Origin of the sequence: Nocardioides sp. (assembly GCF_044226305.1) — a bacterium.
GTDB lineage: Bacteria > Actinomycetota > Actinomycetes > Propionibacteriales > Nocardioidaceae > Nocardioides.
Map to the genome: position 1 here is coordinate 55,794 of NZ_JBGAHF010000001.1, position 19,859 is coordinate 75,652.

At 72.6% G+C, this 19,859-nt stretch carries 19 protein-coding genes; 4 read left to right on the forward strand and 15 right to left on the reverse strand.

What is annotated here, in order from left to right; all coding sequences use genetic code 11:
- Positions 1–21: 21 nt before the first annotated feature.
- Genes ACILQ5_RS00310 through ACILQ5_RS00330 form a run of 5 tightly spaced genes read right to left on the reverse strand, consistent with a single transcriptional unit; the run spans position 22 to position 5,081 of the window.
- Complete coding sequence (locus ACILQ5_RS00310; protein ID WP_395655964.1) at positions 22–897, reverse strand: hypothetical protein; 876 nt, start codon at positions 895–897, stop codon at positions 22–24.
- Entirely contained in the window at positions 894–1,106 is a 213-nt protein-coding gene (locus tag ACILQ5_RS00315) for a heavy-metal-associated domain-containing protein (RefSeq protein WP_395655965.1), read from the reverse strand. Before ACILQ5_RS00315 ends, ACILQ5_RS00310 begins: the two co-directional genes overlap by 4 nt.
- Positions 1,107–1,160: 54 nt before the next feature.
- A complete protein-coding gene (locus ACILQ5_RS00320; RefSeq protein WP_395655966.1) occupies positions 1,161–2,180 on the reverse strand; it encodes an LLM class flavin-dependent oxidoreductase in 1,020 nt (339 codons plus the stop codon).
- 25 nt (positions 2,181–2,205) lie between these two features.
- Positions 2,206–3,987 (reverse strand): MFS transporter, encoded by a 1,782-nt coding sequence (locus tag ACILQ5_RS00325; RefSeq protein ID WP_395655967.1) that lies wholly within the window; start codon positions 3,985–3,987, stop codon positions 2,206–2,208.
- Positions 3,984–5,081, reverse strand: coding sequence for a phosphatase PAP2 family protein (locus ACILQ5_RS00330; RefSeq protein ID WP_395655968.1), 1,098 nt, complete (start codon positions 5,079–5,081; stop codon positions 3,984–3,986). The genes ACILQ5_RS00325 and ACILQ5_RS00330 overlap by 4 nt, the downstream gene beginning before the upstream one ends.
- Positions 5,082–5,203: 122 nt before the next feature.
- Here ACILQ5_RS00330 and ACILQ5_RS00335 point away from each other — a divergent pair, with 122 nt between their 5' ends.
- Positions 5,204–5,773 carry a TerD family protein gene (locus ACILQ5_RS00335; protein ID WP_395655969.1) on the forward strand — a complete coding sequence of 190 codons (570 nt, stop codon included), beginning with the start codon at positions 5,204–5,206 and terminating at the stop codon, positions 5,771–5,773.
- A gap of 206 nt (positions 5,774–5,979) precedes the next feature.
- Positions 5,980–6,231 carry a hypothetical protein gene (locus tag ACILQ5_RS00340; RefSeq protein ID WP_395655970.1) on the forward strand — a complete coding sequence of 84 codons (252 nt, stop codon included), beginning with the start codon at positions 5,980–5,982 and terminating at the stop codon, positions 6,229–6,231.
- A 4-nt stretch (positions 6,232–6,235) separates the two neighbouring features.
- Here the strand turns inward: ACILQ5_RS00340 and ACILQ5_RS00345 are convergent, their stop codons facing one another.
- The 4 genes from ACILQ5_RS00345 to ACILQ5_RS00360 form a co-directional block, all read right to left on the reverse strand.
- The gene (locus tag ACILQ5_RS00345) at positions 6,236–6,829 is read right to left on the reverse strand and encodes a response regulator transcription factor (protein WP_395655971.1); all 594 of its coding nucleotides are present in this window, start codon (positions 6,827–6,829) and stop codon (positions 6,236–6,238) included.
- A gap of 74 nt (positions 6,830–6,903) precedes the next feature.
- Positions 6,904–8,949 carry an acyltransferase family protein gene (locus tag ACILQ5_RS00350; protein ID WP_395655972.1) on the reverse strand — a complete coding sequence of 682 codons (2,046 nt, stop codon included), beginning with the start codon at positions 8,947–8,949 and terminating at the stop codon, positions 6,904–6,906.
- A gap of 82 nt (positions 8,950–9,031) precedes the next feature.
- A complete protein-coding gene (locus ACILQ5_RS00355; RefSeq protein ID WP_395655973.1) occupies positions 9,032–10,027 on the reverse strand; it encodes a TIGR00341 family protein in 996 nt (331 codons plus the stop codon).
- A 10-nt stretch (positions 10,028–10,037) separates the two neighbouring features.
- The gene (locus ACILQ5_RS00360; protein WP_395655974.1) at positions 10,038–10,805 is read right to left on the reverse strand and encodes a lysostaphin resistance A-like protein; all 768 of its coding nucleotides are present in this window, start codon (positions 10,803–10,805) and stop codon (positions 10,038–10,040) included.
- A gap of 395 nt (positions 10,806–11,200) precedes the next feature.
- Here ACILQ5_RS00360 and ACILQ5_RS00365 point away from each other — a divergent pair, with 395 nt between their 5' ends.
- Entirely contained in the window at positions 11,201–13,114 is a 1,914-nt protein-coding gene (locus ACILQ5_RS00365; protein ID WP_395655975.1) for a hypothetical protein, read from the forward strand.
- Between the two features lie 9 nt (positions 13,115–13,123).
- Here ACILQ5_RS00365 and ACILQ5_RS00370 read toward each other — a convergent pair whose 3' ends face one another.
- Both ACILQ5_RS00370 and ACILQ5_RS00375 read right to left on the reverse strand, forming a co-directional pair.
- Positions 13,124–13,921: a class II glutamine amidotransferase gene (locus ACILQ5_RS00370; protein WP_395655976.1), complete on the reverse strand. Its 798-nt coding sequence runs from the start codon at positions 13,919–13,921 to the stop codon at positions 13,124–13,126.
- A gap of 180 nt (positions 13,922–14,101) precedes the next feature.
- Entirely contained in the window at positions 14,102–14,854 is a 753-nt protein-coding gene (locus ACILQ5_RS00375) for a glucose 1-dehydrogenase (protein WP_395655977.1), read from the reverse strand.
- A 49-nt stretch (positions 14,855–14,903) separates the two neighbouring features.
- Between ACILQ5_RS00375 and ACILQ5_RS00380 the strand changes: the two genes are divergently transcribed.
- Entirely contained in the window at positions 14,904–15,986 is a 1,083-nt protein-coding gene (locus tag ACILQ5_RS00380) for a diacylglycerol kinase (protein ID WP_395655978.1), read from the forward strand.
- Here ACILQ5_RS00380 and ACILQ5_RS00385 read toward each other — a convergent pair.
- The 4 genes from ACILQ5_RS00385 to ACILQ5_RS00400 form a co-directional block, all read right to left on the reverse strand.
- Positions 15,965–17,545 (reverse strand): FGGY-family carbohydrate kinase, encoded by a 1,581-nt coding sequence (locus tag ACILQ5_RS00385; RefSeq protein ID WP_395655979.1) that lies wholly within the window; start codon positions 17,543–17,545, stop codon positions 15,965–15,967. The genes ACILQ5_RS00380 and ACILQ5_RS00385 overlap by 22 nt on opposite strands.
- Positions 17,542–18,951, reverse strand: coding sequence for a pyridoxal phosphate-dependent decarboxylase family protein (locus ACILQ5_RS00390; protein ID WP_395655980.1), 1,410 nt, complete (start codon positions 18,949–18,951; stop codon positions 17,542–17,544). The genes ACILQ5_RS00385 and ACILQ5_RS00390 overlap by 4 nt, the downstream gene beginning before the upstream one ends.
- Positions 18,952–19,064: 113 nt before the next feature.
- Complete coding sequence (locus ACILQ5_RS00395; RefSeq protein WP_395655981.1) at positions 19,065–19,226, reverse strand: hypothetical protein; 162 nt, start codon at positions 19,224–19,226, stop codon at positions 19,065–19,067.
- A gap of 1 nt (position 19,227) precedes the next feature.
- Positions 19,228–19,689 carry a DUF6325 family protein gene (locus ACILQ5_RS00400; RefSeq protein ID WP_395655982.1) on the reverse strand — a complete coding sequence of 154 codons (462 nt, stop codon included), beginning with the start codon at positions 19,687–19,689 and terminating at the stop codon, positions 19,228–19,230.
- Between the last annotated feature and the right edge of the window lie 170 nt (positions 19,690–19,859).

A 19,859-nucleotide genomic window follows, 5' to 3' on the forward strand; every position in this document is an offset into this window, starting at 1 on the left:
GCAGCAGCTCGGTCTCGCTGGTCACGACGCCTCCAGGACGAAGTCGGCCGTGCGCACGACGTCGTCGTGCCGGAAGTCGAGGTAGAGGTGGTAGCGGCCGGGGCTCGGCACCTCGGCGGCGAACTCGAGGCCGTCGCCGGGGTGCACGTGGAGGTAGGCGAGGTCGCCCTCGCGCAGCGCGACCAGGTGGCCGGCGGCGCCGAGGTAGGGCTGCAGGTCCGTGACCGGTCGCCCGTCGCGGGCGATGGTCATCGTGAGCATCGAGTGCTCGCCGGCGACGAGGTCGCCGGCCACGGTGACGGTGTAGCCGTCGACGGTGTCCGTGCGCGAGACCGGCGCCGTGGCCGGGACGGTGACGGCACCCGGCACCTGCAGGTCGCTGCCGAGGGTGAGGTCCGGGCCGCCCGTCGGCACGAAGTCGGCGAGCACCCGCCAGGCCCCGGGCGCCAGGCGCACGTCGGTCGTCCACACCCCCGTGGCCGGGTCGAGGACCGGGTGGACGTGCTGGAAGCCGCGGAAGTCGCGGCGGACCACGATCAGGTGCAGCTGCTTCTCGTGCTCGACGTCGTACGCCGTCACCGGCTGCCCGTCGGGTCCGACGATCGTGAAGGCGAGCCGCTGGGACCCGGCCGGCAGGGCGTCGTCCGCGAGGTCCAGGCGGTAGCCGTCCTCGGCGACGGCCAGGCCGCCCGGGAGCAGGTCGGCGTCCCCGTGCGCTCCCGGCTCACCGTGCGACGCCTCCTCGGCCATCTCACCGGACGCCTCGCCGGACATCTCGTGGGCCGCCGGCGCCGGCTCGTCGAGCACCGGCCCGACAGCAGCACCCGCCGCCCACGAGAGCCCGAGGACGACCCCGAGCCCCGCGACGAAGCCCGCGACCTTGACGCCGGCGTTCATGCCAGCTGGTAGCCGGCCTCGTCGACAGCGGCGCGCACGGCGTCGGCGTCCACGGGTCCGGCGCTGGTGACGGTGAGGGCGCCGGTCGCGAGGTCGACGTCCACGGCGGTGACGCCGGGGATCTCCTGGACCTCCTCGGTGACCGAGGCGACGCAGTGCGCGCAGGTCATGCCGGTGACGGTGAAGGACGAGGTGAGCTGGTCGGTCATGCCGTCAGCATACCCCCCAGGGGTATACGGGACAACCCGGGCCGCCGGTTCGGGTCAGCGCCACCCGAGGGCCGGCGCCAGGTGGGTCAGCACGCTCTCGAGGACGTGCGCGTTGTAGTCCACGCCCAGCTGGTTGGGGACCGTCAGCAGCAATGTGTCGGCCGCCGCGACCGCCTCGTCCGCCGCCAGCTCCTCGACCAGGCGGTCGGGCTCCCCGGCGTAGGTCTTGCCGAACCGGGCGACGCCCCCGTCGATGTGGCCGACCTGGTCCTGGCTGCCTGCCTCCTGGCCGAAGTAGGCGCGGTCCATGTCGCTGACGACCGGGAAGATGCTGCGGCTCACCGAGACCCGCGGCGTGCGGTCGTGCCCCGCCTCGGTCCACGCGTCGCGGAACCGCTGGATCTGCTCGGCCTGGAGCTGGTGGAAGGGGACCCCGGTGTCCTCGGTGAGCAGCGTCGAGCTCATCAGGTTCATCCCCTGCCGAGCGGTCCACTCGGCCGTCGCGCGGGTGCCCGCTCCCCACCAGATCCGGTCGCGCAGGCCCGGCGAGTGCGGCTCGATCGGCAGCAGCCCCGGCGGGTTGGGGAACATCGGCCGCGGGTTCGGCTGGGCGAAGCCGGTCCCACCGATCACCTCGAGGAAGACCCGGGCGTGCTCGCGCGCCATGTCCGCGTGGTCGGTCCCCTCCGCCGGCGTGTAGCCGAAGTAGCGGTAGCCGTCGATCACCTGCTCCGGTGATCCCCGGCTGATGCCGAGCTGGAGCCGCCCGCCCGCGATCAGGTCCGCGGCGCCGGCGTCCTCGGCCATGTAGAGCGGGTTCTCGTACCGCATGTCGATCACGCCCGTGCCGATCTCGATCCGCTCGGTGCGCGCACCGACGGCGGCCAGCAGCGGGAAGGGCGAGGCGAGCTGGCGCGCGAAGTGGTGGACGCGGAAGTAGGCGCCGTCGGCGCCGAACTCCTCGGCCGCGACGGCGAGGTCGATCGACTGGAGCAGGGCGTCGCCGGCAGACCGCGTCGCGGAGTGCGGGGACGGCGACCAGTGCCCGAACGAGAGGAACCCGATCTTCTTCATGTCCGGGCCAACAGTCGTTGAACGCTCAATCTTCCCTGGTCGGGCACGAGGTCCCGCGCGGGAGCTTGTACGGCGCGGCGATCCGGTAGGTCCCCGGGGCCGGCGCGTGCAGCACGAGCCAGTCGTCGCGTGGCCCGCCGGCCCCCTCGTCGGTGAGGTCGGCGTCCAGGCCGCTGAGGCAGGCAGGGTCGGTGGCCCCGCCCAGGGCGTACCAGGTGTTGGTGTCGGTCGCGTTCGGGATCGGGTCGCCGTTCGCGTCCACCAGGCTCAGCCAGGGCGAGTCGGCGATCCGGACGACGATCCGACCCGCACGCGGCGTCGAGATGGTGAGCTCGGCGGCGTCGTAGGCGACCACCGTCGCGGGCGGCGACACGAGCGGCGTGGCCCGCCGCACCTGGTAGAGCGTCCACTCGTCGTCCGCCCACACCTGGTCCAGGTAGGGCAGCCCGCCCGCCACGAGCTCGGCCTCGGCAGCGGCGGCCGGGTCGGGCTTGGCGGTCGTGGCGAGGACGACGTAGCCGACCGCCCAGCGGTGCAGCCAGCGGCGGTAGGAGTGAGCGTCCAGGTCGCGGTCGCGGTAGAACACCGGGTTGCGCTCGGCGTCGGCCTGCCGGTTCCAGCCTCGGGCCAGCGGCACGTGCGGCGCGATGGCGGCGGCCTCACGGTGGCTCTTGGTCGGCACCACCTCGACCCGGGCGTGGTCGGCCTGGCGGGCGCGGAGCTGGTAGAGCAGCGGACCGATGTCGGAGCTGAACGACTCCGGAGGCGCCGAGCTCACCACGTCGCGCACGGCGTAGGCGACCTGCCAGATCGTCGACGTGATCAGGGCCATGGCCAAGACGACCTGGGCGGCCCGGACGCCGTAGCGCCGGCCGACCAGCGAGGTGCGCCAGGCACCCAGGGTGATCGCGGCGACCAGCACGACACCGCCGAAGAGCAGTCCCAGCCGGGAGACGTTCGTGCCGACCGGGGACGGCACGAGCCAGGCGGCGAGGACCGCGACGATGTAGAGCGCGCCCCCCGCCTGGACGGTGCGCCAGCGCTGCGGGGTGAGGATGACGACCGCGACGCCCATGGCGATCGGCAAGATGGCGGAGTACCACGCCATCGGCTGGCGACCCGAGAACGGGAACAGCAGCGCCGAGGCCGCGACGACGAGCACCGGGGGCACGCCGAGCGCGTACGCCGCGGGGCGCCGCTTGCGCAGCCAGAGGGTGGCCGCGACCAGGCCGAGGAAGGCGCCGGCGACCGGGCTGGCGGCGGTCGCGAGCGCGCTGGTGACGACCGCCAGCAGGCCGCGGAGCCACCGCTCGGTGGTCGAGCGGGTCGGGCGCGGCCAGGCAAAGACGACGCAGAGCGCGGCGAGCGCGAAGAGGGTGCCGAGGGCGAAGGTCACCCGCCCGGAGAGCGCGTTGCCGGCGAGGGCGACCGCGCCGTAGAGGGCGGGCAGCCACCGGCCGCGCTCCTCCCGCCGGCCGACGACCAGCCAGGCCAGCAGCCCCGCCGAGATGGTGCCGGCCAGGATCATCGTGGCGCGCACCCCGAGCTGGGCCATGATGTACGGCGACACCACGCTGTACGAGACCGGGTGCATGCCGCCGTACCAGGCGAGGTTGTAGGCGCTGTCGGGGTGGCTCCGGGCGAACTCGGCCCAGGCGTCCTGGGCGGCGATGTCGCCGCCGGAGGTGGCGAGGAACTGCCACCAGAGCAGGTGGAGCACCGCGGCGACGAGCACCGCCAGCAGCACCGGCGAGACCGTGCGGGAGCGCCCGGTCATCGTCAGCGGCGGCCGCTGGACCAGCGTCATCTGCCGTCGTCCCGGTCGACCCGCGGCCAGTGGACGGTCAGCCGCGCGAGCAGGACCGCCACGACGGCGATCGCGACGCCCGCGATGTCGTCGACCACGAAGTGCATGCCGAAGTAGACCGTCGCCAGCAGCACCGTCACGAGGTAGCACGCGAGGACCGCCGCGACCAGGCGCAGGCGCAGGTGCAGGGCGACCAGCAGGATCGCGCAGGTGAACGCCGTGTGGAGGCTCGCGAACGCCGAGATGCTGGCGAACGCGTCGGGGGCGGACGGGTCCGCGAGCAGGTGGGCACGGTCGACGAGGTAGTCCGCCTGGGACGCGGAGACCCCGGTCGGACGCAGCTTCGCGAACTCCGCCGGCGCCGAGGCGAACGGGCCGAGGCTGGGGATGAGGTAGTAGGAGCCGACGCCCAGGATCCACACCCAGGCACCGGCGAGGAGCATGACGTAGCCGTCCTTGATGCGCGGGAGCAGCGCGAGCGACCCGACGACCGCAGCGACCACGACGTACACGAAGGACTCGTAGAAGAACGCCAGCACCACCGCGGCCTGGTCGGTGCCCAGGAGGGAGTGCAGCACGCCCGCCGGGCTGTGCCCCAGGAAGAGGATGCGGTCGAAGTCGCTCAGCTGCTCGTCGCGTGGGGTGTTGAACGCGTCCCAGCTCTTCAGGTTGCGATAGCAGACGTAGATCACGTGGTAGCCGACGAGTCCGGACACCACGAGGAACGAGCGTCGGAGCGTCCAGCGCTCCCGGAGCGCGGGGAGCAGACCACGCACGAGCCCGGCCACCGAGGGCTGTCGCCGGAGCGCCCGCACGATCGCGTCGACGAGGACGAGGACGAGGAGCAGCGTGAAGGCGCTGGTGAGCCGGCCGCTGAACATCCGGCCGGAGGGGTCCCGCAGCGGGATGTCGACGAGCTCCGAGCGCGCCAGGGTGACCGCGCCGAAGACCGCGGCCATCGACCACAGGACGATCGTCAGCCGGACGGCGTCACGGCGCGTGCCGTCGGCGGGCGACGTGTCCCGTCGCTCGCTCGTCCGACCGGTTCTCCCGGTCCGCTCGGGGAGGGGGCGGACCTGCTCGTCCGCGCTCATGCCACACCCGCTGCCGTCACTGCCAGCACGCACGTGAGGTTACCGTTTCCGGCTGCGGCTCCCCGCATCCGCGCGCGGCCGTACGCCGGACGGGCGGGTCGGCGCCGGGATAGGTTCGTCGAGTGATCGAGCTGAGCAAGGGCGAGGACCTGCTGCTGACGACCGAGGACGGCTCCCCCGTCAACCGGGTGCGGATGGGACTGGGCTGGGACAACATCCGCAACGCCGGGTTCGCCGGCACCGGCCGACCCGACGTCGACCTGGACGCGACCGCGGTGCAGTTCACCGGCGACCAGCTCTTCGACCTCGCCTTCTACAACAACCTCCAGACCCGGGACGGCTCCGTCGTGCACCTCGGCGACAACCTCACCGGCAAGGGCGAGGGCGACGACGAGGCGATCACGGTCGACCTCGGCAAGGTGCACGGCCCGGTCGACCAGATCGTGTTCATGGTCAGCAGCTACCAAGGGCACTCGCTGGAATGGGTCGGGCACGCCTACTGCCGGCTCGTCGACGAGGCGCAGGACGTCGAGCTCGCGCGCTTCACGCTGACCTACGGCGTGGCGGAGACCGGCCTGGTGATGGCCAGCCTCAAGCGCGACGGCGACGGCTGGCGGCTCCGGGCGATCGGGGAGGGCATCGCCGCCACGATCCCGTCGGAGTCGGTGGCCAAGCTGCGTCGCTTCCTCTGACCGGGTCTGTCCCTGGTCGTGCGGATCGCGGCCGCCGGAGGACCGTCCGGTGAGCCAGCAACCGATGGTCGTTGCCAGACGGTTGCTCACCCGCCGCCAGCTCATCGACTGCCGGGTCGGCGGCTCTGACCCAGGGGCCGGCCGCGGTCGGAGCCGGTGGTCCAGTCACCGTGTCGGGAGCCGGGGATCGGGGTACTGGTCACGTCATGACGGAGCACGGGACCGGGCCGGCCGAGGACCGCACGATCATGTGGGTGGTCGTGCTGGTGATCGGGACGCTCGTCGGGTGGGCCGCGGGGAGCAGCCTGGTCGGCAGCCAGCCGGCCTTCGCCCTGTCGGTGGTGGCCGGCGTCGTCGCCGCGTCCATCGGCTGGCGGCACCACATCACCTTCGACCTGGTGAGCAACGTCGCCCTGGTCGTGCTGCCGGCAGCGGTCGTCGGGCTCTCGCTGACCTGAGGCGTCAGCGCCGGGTCAGGCCGTGCTCGACCGCCCACACGACGGCGTGCGAGCGCCGGCTCACCCCCATCTTCCGGTAGGCCGTGCGGATGTAGGTCTTCACGCTGTTGACGCTGAGGTAGAGCTGGTCGGCGATCTCGCCGTTGGTCCGCCCGGCGGCGATCAGCCGCACGATCTCCTCCTCCCGGCGCGACAGCCCGTGGGTGCGTCGGCCGCCCTCCGGCTGCGTGCCGGGCTCCGCGACGAGCCGCCCGATGAGCTCGAGCAGCTCCGACCTGCTCGCCTCCAGGGGCACGACCGCGGCGACCCCGAGCTCCGCCGCCCGCTCCGCCAGGTCGTCGCGACCAACGGGCCGGAGCGCGACCACGGCGCTCGACCCCACGAGCATCCGCAGCTCCTGCTCGTCGTGGACCAGCCCGGAGAGGTCGTAGATCGTCACGTCCCGCGGGGTGGTGGGGTCGACGACGTCCACCCCGTCCACGAGCCGGACCCCCACGTCCGGCGCCAGGAACGACTCCAGGCCGGCCTTCACGACCGGGACGCGGCTCACGACGACGACGCTCGGCGCTGTCTCACGCACGTTGTCCTGCTCCCTCACCCGTCCTTCCCTCTCGCGCGCAGGTTCGGCGCCGGCGGGCCCCCGGATTGGCTGGTCCGGACCAGTCGTCGCGCTCATCCCAGGCCGGACCCCACGACGCAGTCGGGCGACGGGGCGCCGTCGGCCGGGAACGCTCGGGCGAGCGCGTTCCCGATCCGCGTGGCGCGGGCCGCGTAGCCGGCACTGGTGAAGTGGATGCGGTCGGAGACGAACCAGTCGTCGTGGACCTCGGCACGCCAGTCGTAGACGCGCAGGTTGGGGTACCGCTCGCAGGCGGCGAGCAGGGCGTCGTCGAAGGCGCGCATGTTCTCGTCGTCGTACGGACCGCTGCCGAGGCGGCTCTTCACGGTCAGCCAGAGGACCGGCTCGGGCCCGATGGCCTCCATGAGCAGGTCGATCCGCTCGCCGTAGGGGTATACCCCGCCGACGACCTGGTTGGCGGAGTCGTTGGTCCCCATCGCCACCGTCCAGCAGCCCTCGAACCCCTCGTCCCGCAACGCCTGGACGCCCTCCTGGGCGTTCGGCTGGTCGTGCCAGCGCTCCACGATCGACCGGGCCCCGAGGATGTCGGTGCGGACCTCGCGGACGCCGTGGGCGCGCAGGCGGGCGGGCAGGCGGGCCGCCGGGTCGGGCAGGTACGCCGGGTCGACGAGCCCGATCGAGGTGGACTCGCCGATGTGGGCGACCGCGCGGCAGGACGTCTGCAGCGGCCGCCGCGGTTCCTGTCGACGTGGGTGCTGCTGGCGCGGGTGGTGCCCGCGTGACGACGAGCCGGCCCGCGCGTGCGCCGTGGCCCGTCCGGCCGGGGTGGTCACGGTGCCGACGTCCGGCGGGACCGGCGGCATCGCGGACCCCATCAGAGCCGACTGCTCGCTCCCGGGGGTGTCCAGGGGACCGGCTGCCAGCGTCAGGACGCCGAGCACGACGAGGCAGGCGGCTCCCGCCGGAACCACCGGGACGTGGAGGACCCGGACGGTGCCGCGGACCGGGGGCACGGTGACCCGACGGACCTGCCGGAGCGCCCCGGCGAAGCCGTGCCGTCGGATCGGGTCCTCGACGAGCCGCCACGAGAGCTCGGCGAGCACCAGCGTGGCGGCCACGAGGACGACCGAGGTCACCAGCCAGCTGCCGGCGACGGCGGTCGTGCCGACCGCCACGACGAGCGGCAGCTGCCACAGGTAGATGCCGTAGGAGCGCTCGCCGATCCAGCGCAGCGGCTCGACGCCGAGCACCCGGTTCAGTACGCCGTCGGGTGCAGCGACCGCTGCCACCGTCGCGGCGGTGGCCACCGAGAGGGCGAGGATGCCCCCGTCGTAGAGCCCCAGCGAGTAGTCGTCGGTGGTGGCGACCAGCCACCCGGCCACGACGATGCCGAGGACGCCGGCGGCCTGGACGGCGTTCCGGACCGTGGCGCTGCCGGTCACCGCCGCGACCACCTGTGGCCAGCACAGGGCGAGCACGGCCCCGACCAGGATCCCGCCGGCCCGGGTGTCGGTGCCCTCGTAGGCCCGGGTGTGGTCGAACCCCGGCACAGCGAGGATGGACAGCAGCGCGAACGACACGACCGCAGCGGCGGCTGTGGTCGCGATGATGTGGGCCCTCGTGAGCCGGAGCCGGAACATCGCGATCAGCAGCAGCGGCCACACGAGGTAGAACTGCTCCTCGACCGAGAGCGACCACAGGTGGTCCAGCGGCCCGGGGCCGGCGAACCGGTCGAAGTAGGTGTCTCCGCGCGCGATGGTGTGCCAGTTGGCCACGTAGGCGAGCGCGCCCCAGGACTCGCCCCAGCGCCGGCCGAGCGCGGCTCGGTCGACCAGCGCCGTCCCGGCGAGCACGGTGACCAGCACCAGCACGACCGCGGGCAGCAGCCGCCGGGCGCGGTGCACCCAGAACCGCCGGAGCTGGAACGTCCCGGTGCGGTCGTGGCTGGAGACGAGGATCCGGGTGATGAGGAAACCGCTCAGCGTGAAGAACATCCCGACGCCGAGGAGGCCGCCGCTCATCAACGGCACCCCGAGGTGGTAGCCCAGCACCGCCACCACGGCCAGCGCACGCAGGCCGTCCAGCCCGGGCAGGTAGCCGCCCGACTGCTCGGGGTCCGTCCCGACGGGGCGAGGCATCAGGGCTCCTGGTCGCGAGGTGCAGCGGGGTAGGCGGCACCCAGCATGACGGCCCGGCGGCGCCGGCGGGCCCGAACCACGCCTACTCCACCGTCCCGACGTCGATGGTCTCGCCGTGGGTGAGGTCGATCTGGACCCCCAGCCCGCTCGGCACCTGCCCGTGCAGCTGGTCGAGCAGCTGGCTCGACGGCGGCAGCCCGTCCGGCGCTTCGACATGGATCACGACGGTGACACCGGTGTGGTCGACCCCGGTCACGCGGGCGGCCGGATCGTCGGCGAGCCACTGGGTGGCCACGTCGTCGACGGTCGACGTCCACGAGGCGATGAACCACGCCGCCGCGGTGTTGAGCCCGAGGGGCACGAGCACGAGGAGCAGGAGCGCCCCGAGCTTCATGCGCGAGCGTCGGGGATCCGGGGTGAGCCCGCCGACCGGCGTGAGCTCGTAGCCCAGGACGGCGAACACGAACACCCCTGCGAGCTCGAGCGCGACGAAGTTGGAGAAGAACAGGAGGAACGCACCGAGCGCCCACTCGACCTCGCCCTCCCCCAGGCAGACCCCGACGACCGCCAGGGGCGGCACGAGGGAGATCGCGATCGCCACGCCCGGAAGGACGGCCGCGACGTCGCGGCGTGCCAGGGCGACCGCCCCCGCGAGTCCGGTCGCCACGGCCGCCGCGAGGTCCACCAGGTTGGGCGAGACCCGGGAGGTGATCTGGCTGTTGTCGGCGAGCGGCTCGGTGGCTGGGACCAGGGAGAACAGCACGCCGACGCCGACGACCAGGACCACCCCGATCGCGACGTAGAACAGCGACCCGTTGCGCCGTCCCTTCACCGCGGCCAGCGCGAGACCCATGATCGGGGTCGAGAGCGGGGCGATGATCATCGCGCCGATGACCGTCGCCGTGGAGTCGTTGAGGATCCCTGCGGAGGCGATGACCGACGACAGCACGAGCATCGTCCAGAACGCCGTGGTCTTCGACCGACGGTCCCCTTGCCGCAGGACGAGGTCGTCCGTCAGCTCCTCGAGAGTACGACGTTGCTGCTCGGGGACCAGCCGTGAGCGGAGAGCGGCGAGCACGAGTGAGCGTTCAGGCCGCGACGGGCTGCTGCGCGACGGCGTACGGCGCCAGAGTGGGCTCGTCGCGGTCGAGCTTGGTCAGCCGGAGCGCGATGACGACGGAGGCGATGCCGACCGGGATGTTGAGGAAGGCCACGATGGCACCGCCGCTGTCCACGAAGGCCGCGCAGTCCCAGAACCCGTGCAGCACCATCGCGAACAGCAGCATCCCGGTCCCGCGTCGGAGCAGGTAGAAGGTCGTGCCCGAGAGGAACGCCAGCCCGACCTGGCCGACCGCTCCGGGTCCGCCTCCGAAGGCCCAGTTCGGCAGGTGCATCAGGCCGAAGAGCAGCGAGCTCCAGAGCCACACCTGGCGCTCGCTGAGCGTGCCGCGCAGGCCGACCAGGAGCAGTCCGCGGGTCGCGAGCTCCTCGCAGAACCCGACGCCGATGCTGCCGACCAGCAGGTAGAGCCACATCCGGCTCGTCGTGTCGGAGTAGTCCTTCTGCGTCAGCGAGACGAGCCCGAGCAGGAGCATCAGCGCCGGCGTGATGAGCGTCCACCGCGGCGCCTTGCGGACCTCGACGAGGGCCGCGCGCCACCAGCCGAGCGCCGTGGCCGCGATGACCAGCATCACCGTCCCGGCCGCGAGCGGTGCGACGTACCACTTGAGCAGGGTGCTGGCGGAGTCGCCGACGTTCTTGTACTCGATGCCGGTCGCGATCCAGACCCCGTAGAAGACGGCGAGGTAGGCGACGAAGACGAGGACGCCGACCGATGGCCGCGGCTGGACCTTCATGGGTGCTCCTCGCTCGAGAACAGGGCCGACGGGTCCGGCTTCCTACCGTTGTAGGGCGCCGCCCCGGGAGAAGGGAGGGACCTTGGTCCTCGGACCCAGGGCCTTCTGGCACCCAGCACGTGGCCTCCCACCTCGTCGGTGAGCAAGCGACCGGGCGCGCCCGGACGCGCGCGCTCGATCCACCGTTGGTCGAGCCGGGCTCCGCCGAGGTGGATGACCTTCGGCCCGGACGGCACGGGACCTTGCGCCCTGCAGACCAGTGGCCGCGCCTCGGAGGGTGGGGAGCGCACCCATCCGACGGACCAGCGGAGCGCCCGACCATGACGGTGTCAGCACCAGCAGCGCGGTCACGCCGGAGGGACCAGCACCGGTACCGCCGGTCCGCCCCAGCGCGCGTGGCGGCCGGCCTCGTCGCTCTCGCCGTCCTCGTCCTCGTTCCGACCACCGGTGGCGCTGCGGCGGCCGCAGCGCCGACCGCGGACGCCGAGCAGCAGCTGGCCGAGAAGTACGCGCCGGTGGTCAGGCTGGTGCACCAGGCGACCGACTGCGGGCCCGGAGAACCGTTCCGGCCGAGCAACGTCGACCCGCTCTTCGACAACCCGAGCGTGGCCCTGCGCGGCCCCTGGTCGACCCACGACCTGATCGAGGTCGCACCGTCCGCGGAGGACCTCGCCCACCCGCTCGACGGATACGCCCTCGACTTCCCCGGCGACCCCCTCAAGCCGGGGTGCAGCTACGAGACCTGGTTCGACCGGGTCTGGGCCGACTCCCCGGCGACGGTCTACTCCCACGTCGTCACCCAGCCCGACGTGCCCGGCAAGCTCGCGCTGCAGTACTGGTTCTACTACCCGTTCAACGACTTCAACAACAAGCACGAGAGCGACTGGGAGATGATCCAGGTCGAGTTCGACGCCGACACCGCGGCGGAGGCCCTGACCACCACCCCGACCCGCACCGTGTACAGCGCCCACGAAGGCCGGGAGCAGGCGATCTGGGGAGACTCCAAGCTCCAGCTGGTCGACAGCACCCACCCGACCGTCTTCGTCTCCGCCGGGTCGCACTCGAACCACTACGAGTCGGCGCTCTTCCTCCTGCGCTCGGGCAGCCAGGGTCTGGGGTGCGACACCACGCTGGACCCCGACCCCGGCGTGGGTCCCCAGGTGGTGTCCGTCCCGAGCGACCCCGCAGCCGCGGCCCGCGAGTTCCCGTGGACGCTCTACAAGGGCGGCTGGGGCCAGGCCGAGGCTCGTTCCTTCTACAACGGCCCGACCGGGCCCGAGGCGAAGGGCGCCTGGACGAAGCCGTTCGACTGGTCCGCGGAGGTGAACGACCGCAGCTACGCCGTCCCGGGCGGCAGCGTGGTCGGCGTCAAGACCACCACCTTCTTCTGCGGTCTTGTCGGACGTGGCTCGGTGACGCTGCGCGAGTACACCGCCAACCCGCTGCCGGTGCTGGCCGTCCTGACCGCCGTCGTGATCGCGGTCGTGTGGCTGGTCCGGCGCGCGTCCTGGTCGACTGCCCGCGCCTTCCCCGCGCGCCAGCACCGCACGTTCGGCGAGACGCTGGTGAGCGTCTGGCTCGCCTACCGGCGGGCGCCGCTCCTGTTCCTCGGCATCAGCGCCGTCGTCGCCGCCCTCGACGTCCTCGAGGGGGTCGCCCGGCAGCTCGTCACGAACACCCCGATGCTGGCCGAGACCTCTCCGCAGCCGCACGGATGGGGCGCAGTCCTGGTCACCGCCGGGACCCTGCTCGCCGCCGTGGTCACGCTGATCTCCCACGCCGCCAGCGTCCAGACCCTTGCCGACCTCGACGCGAACGGCCGGGCGGCGCTGGGTCGTTCGTACGCCCTGGCGCTCCGACGGTCGCTGCCCCTGGTCGGGACGCTCGTCGTGCTCTCCGTCGGGGTGCTCCTGCTCGTGCTGACGGTGTGGTTGGTCCCGCTGGCCCTCGCGCTGGTGATCTTCAGCACCGCCATGATCCCGGTCGTCCTGCTCGAGCGGACCTGGGGACCGCGCGCCCTGTGGCGGAGCATCCGGCTGGTCCGGCACCAGTGGGTCAAGGTCACCTTCCTGATGACCTTCGGCTCGATCGTCGCCCTGGTCGCGGGCGGGCTGATCGGGTCGCTCCTGCTCCTGGCGTTCCAGATGCCGTTCCTCGTCGTCAACCTCATCCCCGGGGTCGCGGTCGCGCTCGTCAGCCCGTTCCTGGCACTGCTCATGGGCTTCATCTACTTCGACGGCGTGGCCGTCGAGGACGGCGTCGTCGGCGAGCAAGAGGCCCAGCGTGACGAGGAGCTGACACCACCCTGACGGTCAGCCCTACGGCGCCACCGGCGCGAACGGGTGCAGGTCCTCCCCCGCGCCGTGCACGACGACGTACGACGACTCCGGCACCTCGCGCCAGGCGCCCTGCAGGTCGCCCAGCGGCTCGGAGACCACCAGCCGGGCGTCGTCCGACAGGTCGTGCAGCGTCGGGTTGTCCGGGTACTGCGCGCGGAGCGTCGAGACGTCGGTGCTGTGGAACAGCGACCGCGACTGGTGGGCGCTGGAGTAGCGGAACGCCCAGGTGGTCGCGCCGTCCGTGGTCGCCACGGTCATCTGGATCGGTTCGGCAATCCCGTGCCGCCGGCCGGTCTCCTCGATGAACCCGACCGCGCGGGCGACGGCCGCCGGCGGGTCGTCACGCAGGCCGAAGGTCAGTGCCAGGAAGAAGAACATCTCGGAGTCGGTCGAGCCCTCGATGTCGGCGAACAGGTCGGGGTCGACCGCGAGGGCCAGGTCACGCTTGACCTGGTGGAAGTCGGTGAGCACCCCGTTGTGCATCCAGAGCCGGTCCTCGTGGCGGAACGGGTGGCAGTTGGTCTGCTGGACGGCCGTGCCCGTGGTCGCCCGGATGTGCGCGAACACCCGGCGGGACTGCGTGACGCCGGAGAGCTCACGCAGGTTGCTGTCGTTCCACGCCGGCTCCGTGCTGCGGTAGACACCCGGCCGGCCCTCGTCGGCGTACCAGCCGACGCCGAAGCCGTCGCCGTTCACCGTGGTCGCACCCATCTTCGAGTGCATGCTCTGCATGACCAGCGAGTTCTTCGGCTTGAACAGCAGATCCTCCAGGCGCACCGGAGCACCCGAGTAGGCCAGCCAACGACACATGTCCTGCCTCCCGTCCGGGGGCAGGACGTCCCACCCCCGGAGCCGACTGTGCTCGCGGCACCGGCCCGCTCCTAGAGGCGATGGTCCCGCGTCGGTCGCGCTGCGGCTAGGGGCTGTGGCGAGCAGGCAGCGGCGAGGGGGCTGCGGCTAGAGCCTGGTCGGGATGTGCATGACCGTGCCGCCGTCGACGACGAGCTCGGTGCCGGTGATGAACGACGACTCGTCGCTGGCGAGGAACAGCACCGCGGCGGCGACCTCGTCGGGCTGTCCGGGGCGTCCCAGCGGGATCGGGATCAGGTCCTCCGGCATCGCGTCGGTCGCCGGGGTCGAGATGCGACCGGGGTGCACCGAGTTGACCCGGACGCCGTGCGGGGCGAGCTCCATGGCGGCCGACTTGGTCAGGCCGCGCAGGCCCCACTTCGAGGCGACGTACCCGTGTGCCCACGGCGTCCCGCGCAGCCCCTCGATCGAGGAGGTGTTGACGATCGAGCCACCCCCGGAGGCGATCATCGCGTCGGCGGCGGCCTTCATCCCGAGGAAGGCGCCGGTCAGGTTGACGTCGAGCATCTCCTGCCACTGCTCGCGCCGGTAGCGCTGGAGCTGGCCGCCGTTGAAGATCCCCGCGTTGTTGAAGAGGACGTCGAGCCGTCCGTGCTCGCCGACCGTCAGCGCGACGGCGGCCGTCCAGTCGTCCTCGGAGGTGACGTCGAGGTGGACGTAACGGGCGGCGTCACCGCCGGCCGTCTCGCGGAGCTCGGCCGCGAGCGCCTCCCCCTCGTCGTCGAGCAGGTCGCCGATGACGACCCGGGCACCCTCGGCCACCAGCATCCGGGCCGTCGCGCCGCCGATGTTGCGCGCCCCGCCGCTGATGAGCGCGACCTTGCCCTCGACACGACCCATGCGCGGCACGATAGCATCGACTAGAACAGGTTCTAGAAACGAGGTGGCCGTGTCCGTTCGCGTCGCCCAGGTCGCGACCGGCAACGCCGGCCGGCTCACCCTGCGCCAGCTGATCACCGACCCGCGGTTCGACCTGGTCGCCGTCAGCACCTCCAGCGCCGACAAGGTCGGCCGCGACGCCGGCGAGCTCGCCGGCCTGGACGTCACCACCGGGATCACCGCGGTCGGCAGCCTCGAGGAGCTGATCGCGGCACGGCCCGAGTGCGCCGTCTACTGCGCGATGGGCGACACCCGCCCCGTCGAGGCCACGAAGGACGTCCGCCGGCTGCTCGAGGCCGGGATCGACGTCGTCGGCTCCGCGCCGGGCACCCTGCAGTACCCCTGGGGGACGCTGCCGGACGCCGTCATCGAGAAGGTGGAGGCGTCCGCCCGCGCCGGCGGCGCAACCGTCTACCTGACCGGCGTCGACCCCGGGTTCGCCAGCGACCTGGTCCCACTGGCCCTGGCCAGCACCTGCCAGCGCGTCGAGCAGGTCCGCTGCTACGAGCTCGCCGACTACGCGACGTACGACGGGGCCGAGGTGATGTTCGACCTGATGGGGTTCGGCAAGCCGCTCGGCGAGACGCCGTTGCTCTTCCTGCCCGGCGTCCTCGGCTTCGCGTGGGGGACGGCGATCCGGATGATCGCCGCCGGCCTCGGCATCGAGGTCGACGAGGTGCTCGAGCACTGGGAGGCCGAGCCGGCGCCGGAGTCCTACGACATCGCGGCCGGGCGGATCGAGCAGGGCACGATCGCGGCCCTGAAGTTCTCGATCTCGGGGATGGTGGCCGGACACCCGGCCATCGTGGTCGAGCACGTCACCCGCACCCGCGACGACCTCCGGCCCGACTGGGCGCGCCCGACCTCCGGCGGCGGCGCCTACCGCGTCGAGATCACCGGCGAGCCCAGCTACGTCGTCGACATCGTGCCCAGCAGCGAGCACGGCGACCACAACCACGCGGCGATCGTCGCGGCGTGCGGCCGGATCGTGAACTCGATCCCGGACGTCCGCGCCGCTCCCCCGGGCATCCGCACCACGCTCGACCTGCCGCTGCCGACGGGGCGCGGGACCTACGCGCCCCCGACCGCCTGACCGCCGAGCCGACGCGACATCCGGCGCTGCGACCTGTAGAGCCGCGGGAACTCCGCGAACTGCCGGTCGTAGACGTCCCGGGTGGCCGGGTCGGGGACGAAGACCCCGGCCACGGGGACCAGGCCGCGGAGCTCGTGCCGCTCGATGTCGCCGAGGGTGAGCCCGGCCGCCAGCGCGACCCCGCGCAGCCCGCACAGCAACGGCTCGGCGACCTGCTCGACGGTCCGGTCGCAGACGTCCGCGACGATCCGGCACCACAGGTCGGACTGCGCCCCGCCGCCGACCATCCGCAGCGGATCCAGACGACGGCCGGTGAAGTGCTCGGCGGCCTCGAGCAGCCAGCGGGCGTTGAACGCGACGCCCTCCAGCACGGCGCGCGCGAGGTCCGCGGTCGAGGTCGTCAGCGAGACGTGGTGGAACCCGGCCCGCGCCGACCGGTCGTCCACGGGGCTCCGCTCCCCCGCCAGCCAGGGCGTGAACACCACCCCGCGCGCGCCCGGCGGTGAGGTCGCCGCGGCGGCGACCACCTCGTCGTACGTCGCTGTGCCGGTCACCCCGCCCGCGACCGTGTCCCGGAACCACTCCAGGCACCGACCGGCGGTCTCCTGGTTGTTGCCGAGCAGGTAGGGCACCTCGGACCACGCCCCGAGGCCCGGGACCGCCGCGAGCTGGCGCACGACGTCGGTCTTCTTCTCCGGCAGCGGGCAGCCGATCCAGCCGGTCGTCCCGATCGAGACGTGCGCCTCGTAGGCGCCGACGAACCCGGAGCCCATCGTCGCGCCGTGCAGGTCGGGCAGGCCGGTGACCACGACCGCGTCCGCGGAGATGCCGAGCAGCTCGGCGACCGCCGGTTGCACCCGCCCGACGACCGATCCGGTCGGGACCAGCGGCGGCAGCTTCTCGACCGGTACGCCGGAGCGCCGGACGAGCACCGGGTCGTACTCGAGCACGTCGAGGTGCCGGTTGTCGGTCAGCCAGGCCGCGGTCATCGACATGTGGGACGCGGCGGGCAGCCCCGTGAACCGCATCGTGAGGTGGTCGACGGGCTCGAGGTACCACCGCGCGCGGGCCGCGACCTCGGGCAGGTCGCGCTCGAGGAACAGCAGGTGGCCGACGGGGTCGTCACCGTTGGTCGACGGGATCCCGCCCGTGCGCCGCACCCAGCTCGTCAGGGCCCGCGGGTCGTAGCCCGACACCGGGCCGGCGACGACCGCGCGGGAGTGCTCGCGGCCGCGGGAGTCCATCCACATCAGGCAGTCGCCGACGGGGACGCCGTGCTCGTCGACGGGGACCGTGCTCGCCCACTGGCCGGTGACGGCGACGGCGACCACCCGGTCCCCGTCGAGACCGGACTCGAAGAGGCCGGCGCGGGTGCCCTCGACGACCAGCCGCCACCACTCCTCGGCATCCTGGGTGGCCGCGCCGTCGGGGCCGAGGTGGGTCGTGACCCGTCGGTGCCGCCACCAGAGGACGTCGCCGCGCGTCGTGACCAGGCCGACCTTGGGGCCCCCGGTGCCCAGGTCGACCGCGAGCACCAGCCGGTCGGCCGGCTCGGTCACCCCTCCTCCGGCGGGAGGGACTGCTGGGTGTCCAGCATGTCGGTCATGATCGCGCCCACGAAGTCCGCGACCTCGTCGGTCAGCCCGCCGACGACGCCCCCGTAGATCGCCCCGCTGAAGGCATCCTCGCCGGCGGCGGCCTTCGCGACGGCGTACGGGACGGCCTCGGCGAGGTCTGCCTCGAACTGCTCGACGACCCCCGGCCGGGTCTGCGGGCCGGTCACGGCCATGTGGATCGCGTTCGGGTACTGCTGGCCGTTGAACCGCCAGCCACGCTCCCGCATGAGGTCGGCGACGTGGTAGATGTCGAACTCGTCGGAGGTGAAGCTGAAGCAGAACGTCGGCGAGCCGAGGATCCGCAGCTCGGGGTGCGACCGCACGGCGGCCTTCATCCGCTCCGCCGTCGAGAAGATCGCCCGCGCGTGCTCGAGGTAGCCCTCGCGTCCGTACTCGACCATCGACGCCCACGTGGCCGCGAGCAGGCCACCGGAGCGGGACCCGGCGATGCTGGGCGACATGTACTTGCCGCCGCTCCAGCCGACCAGCTGGAAGTACTGCGCGTTGCGGTAGGCCTTGTCGCGGAACAGCAGCGTGGAGGTGCCCTTGAACGAGTAGCCGTACTTGTGGGTGTCCGCCGAGATCGTCGTGACACCGGGCACGCGGAAGTCGAACGGCGGCACGTCGTACCCGAGCTGCTCGCCGAACGGCAGGATGAACCCGCCAAGGCAGCCGTCGACGTGCAGCGGCACGTCGCGCTCGAGCGCCAGCCGCCCGAGGTCGGCGATCGGGTCGATGGTGCCGTAGCCGTAGTTGCAGGCCGAGCCGATGATGCCGATGGTGCGCTCGTCGATCCGCTCCGCGACCGCCGCCGGGTCGACGGTCGTGTCCTCGGTGACCGGGACGACGCGCAGCTCGAGCCCGAGCAGGTGCGCGGCCTTGTCGAAGGCCGGGTGCGCGGTCTCCGGCTTCACGATGTTGGGACGGCCGCTCGAGCCGTCGATGCCCCGGTGCTGGGCGGCGTGCTCGCGGTAGGAGAGCATCGCGTGCAGGATGCTGTCGGTCCCCCCGCTGGTGACCAGACCCGCCGGTGTCGTCCCCTCGACGGCGTCCGCGTGCATGAGGTCGAGGGCCATCGCGATGACCTCGCCCTCGAACTTCGTCGCGCTGGGGCACATGTCGCGCTGGAGCACGTTGACGTGGGCGAACAGCCCGAACACCTCGTTGAGGTACCGGTAGTGGTCGTGGTCCCCCGAGTACATCGTCCCCGAGCACTTGCCGGTCTCCCAGGTCGCGTCCTCCTCGGCCGCCATCGTGCGCAGCTCGGCGAGAACCTCCTCCCGTGGCCGGCCGCGCTCGGGCAGCCGGCGGTTGACCGGGAACCGCCCGGCGTAGGGGAAGTCACTCATCCCACATCAGCCCTCTCTCCGTCGTGCCTGGCTGCACGCTAGGGCCAAGCAAGGCACGACGGAGAGGGCCGAAAGACCCGCTCCTGGGACGGGGCGCGGACGGCGGGTGTCGGTCAGCGGCGGTCGCGACGGTCGTCGCGGCGGTCCTCACGCCGGTCGCTGCGACGGTTCACGCCGTGGACGACCACGGCTGCGGTGCCGACCGTGGCGGCGGTGCGGGCGACCGGGGCGCCGACGACGCCGCGGCGGGCGGCACGTGCGGGACGGAGAGGCATGTCAGTTCCCTTCTTCTTCTGCGGCCAGCTCGGCCTCGACGGATGCGGCGATGGCCTGGATCGGGATCCGGCCACTGGCGATCAGCTGTGCCCCCGCACGCCGCGCGGCCGCACCGAACGGGCCGGCCCAGGTGTTCTCGAACACCACGACGCCGGCGACGCTGCCGGGCAGCATGGCCTCGGCCAGCAGCTCGACGTCCTCGGCGGCCAGGATCTCGGCGATCTCCGTCTCGAGCGCGCGGATCTCGTCCAGCTGCTCGAGGTCGTCGATCTCCATGGCGTCGACCGACCCGTCGGCGTCCTTGATCAGGATCAGGAGGTCGAGGACCCGGATGGTCCCCGCCTCGGACAGGCGGGCCAGCTCGGCCGCCACCTCACCGTGGAAGTTCTGCGCTCCGGCGGGGAACTCCAGGACCAGGTAGTCGACCGGTCCCATGGCTTCCAGCGTCGTCTCTGCGGTCACGCGATCACTCTTCTCTCACTCTCAGCGGCACCCGTGCGGGCGGCTCCTCCCTCACGCTCGTCAACGCCGTGCCACCGGGCCAGTGCCGAAGGTCACCCCTCCTGCGTCACCTTCGCGCCTGGTGCGCCCACCGCGGGAGCGGCGGAGCCAGCGGGTCAGGACGCCGGTCG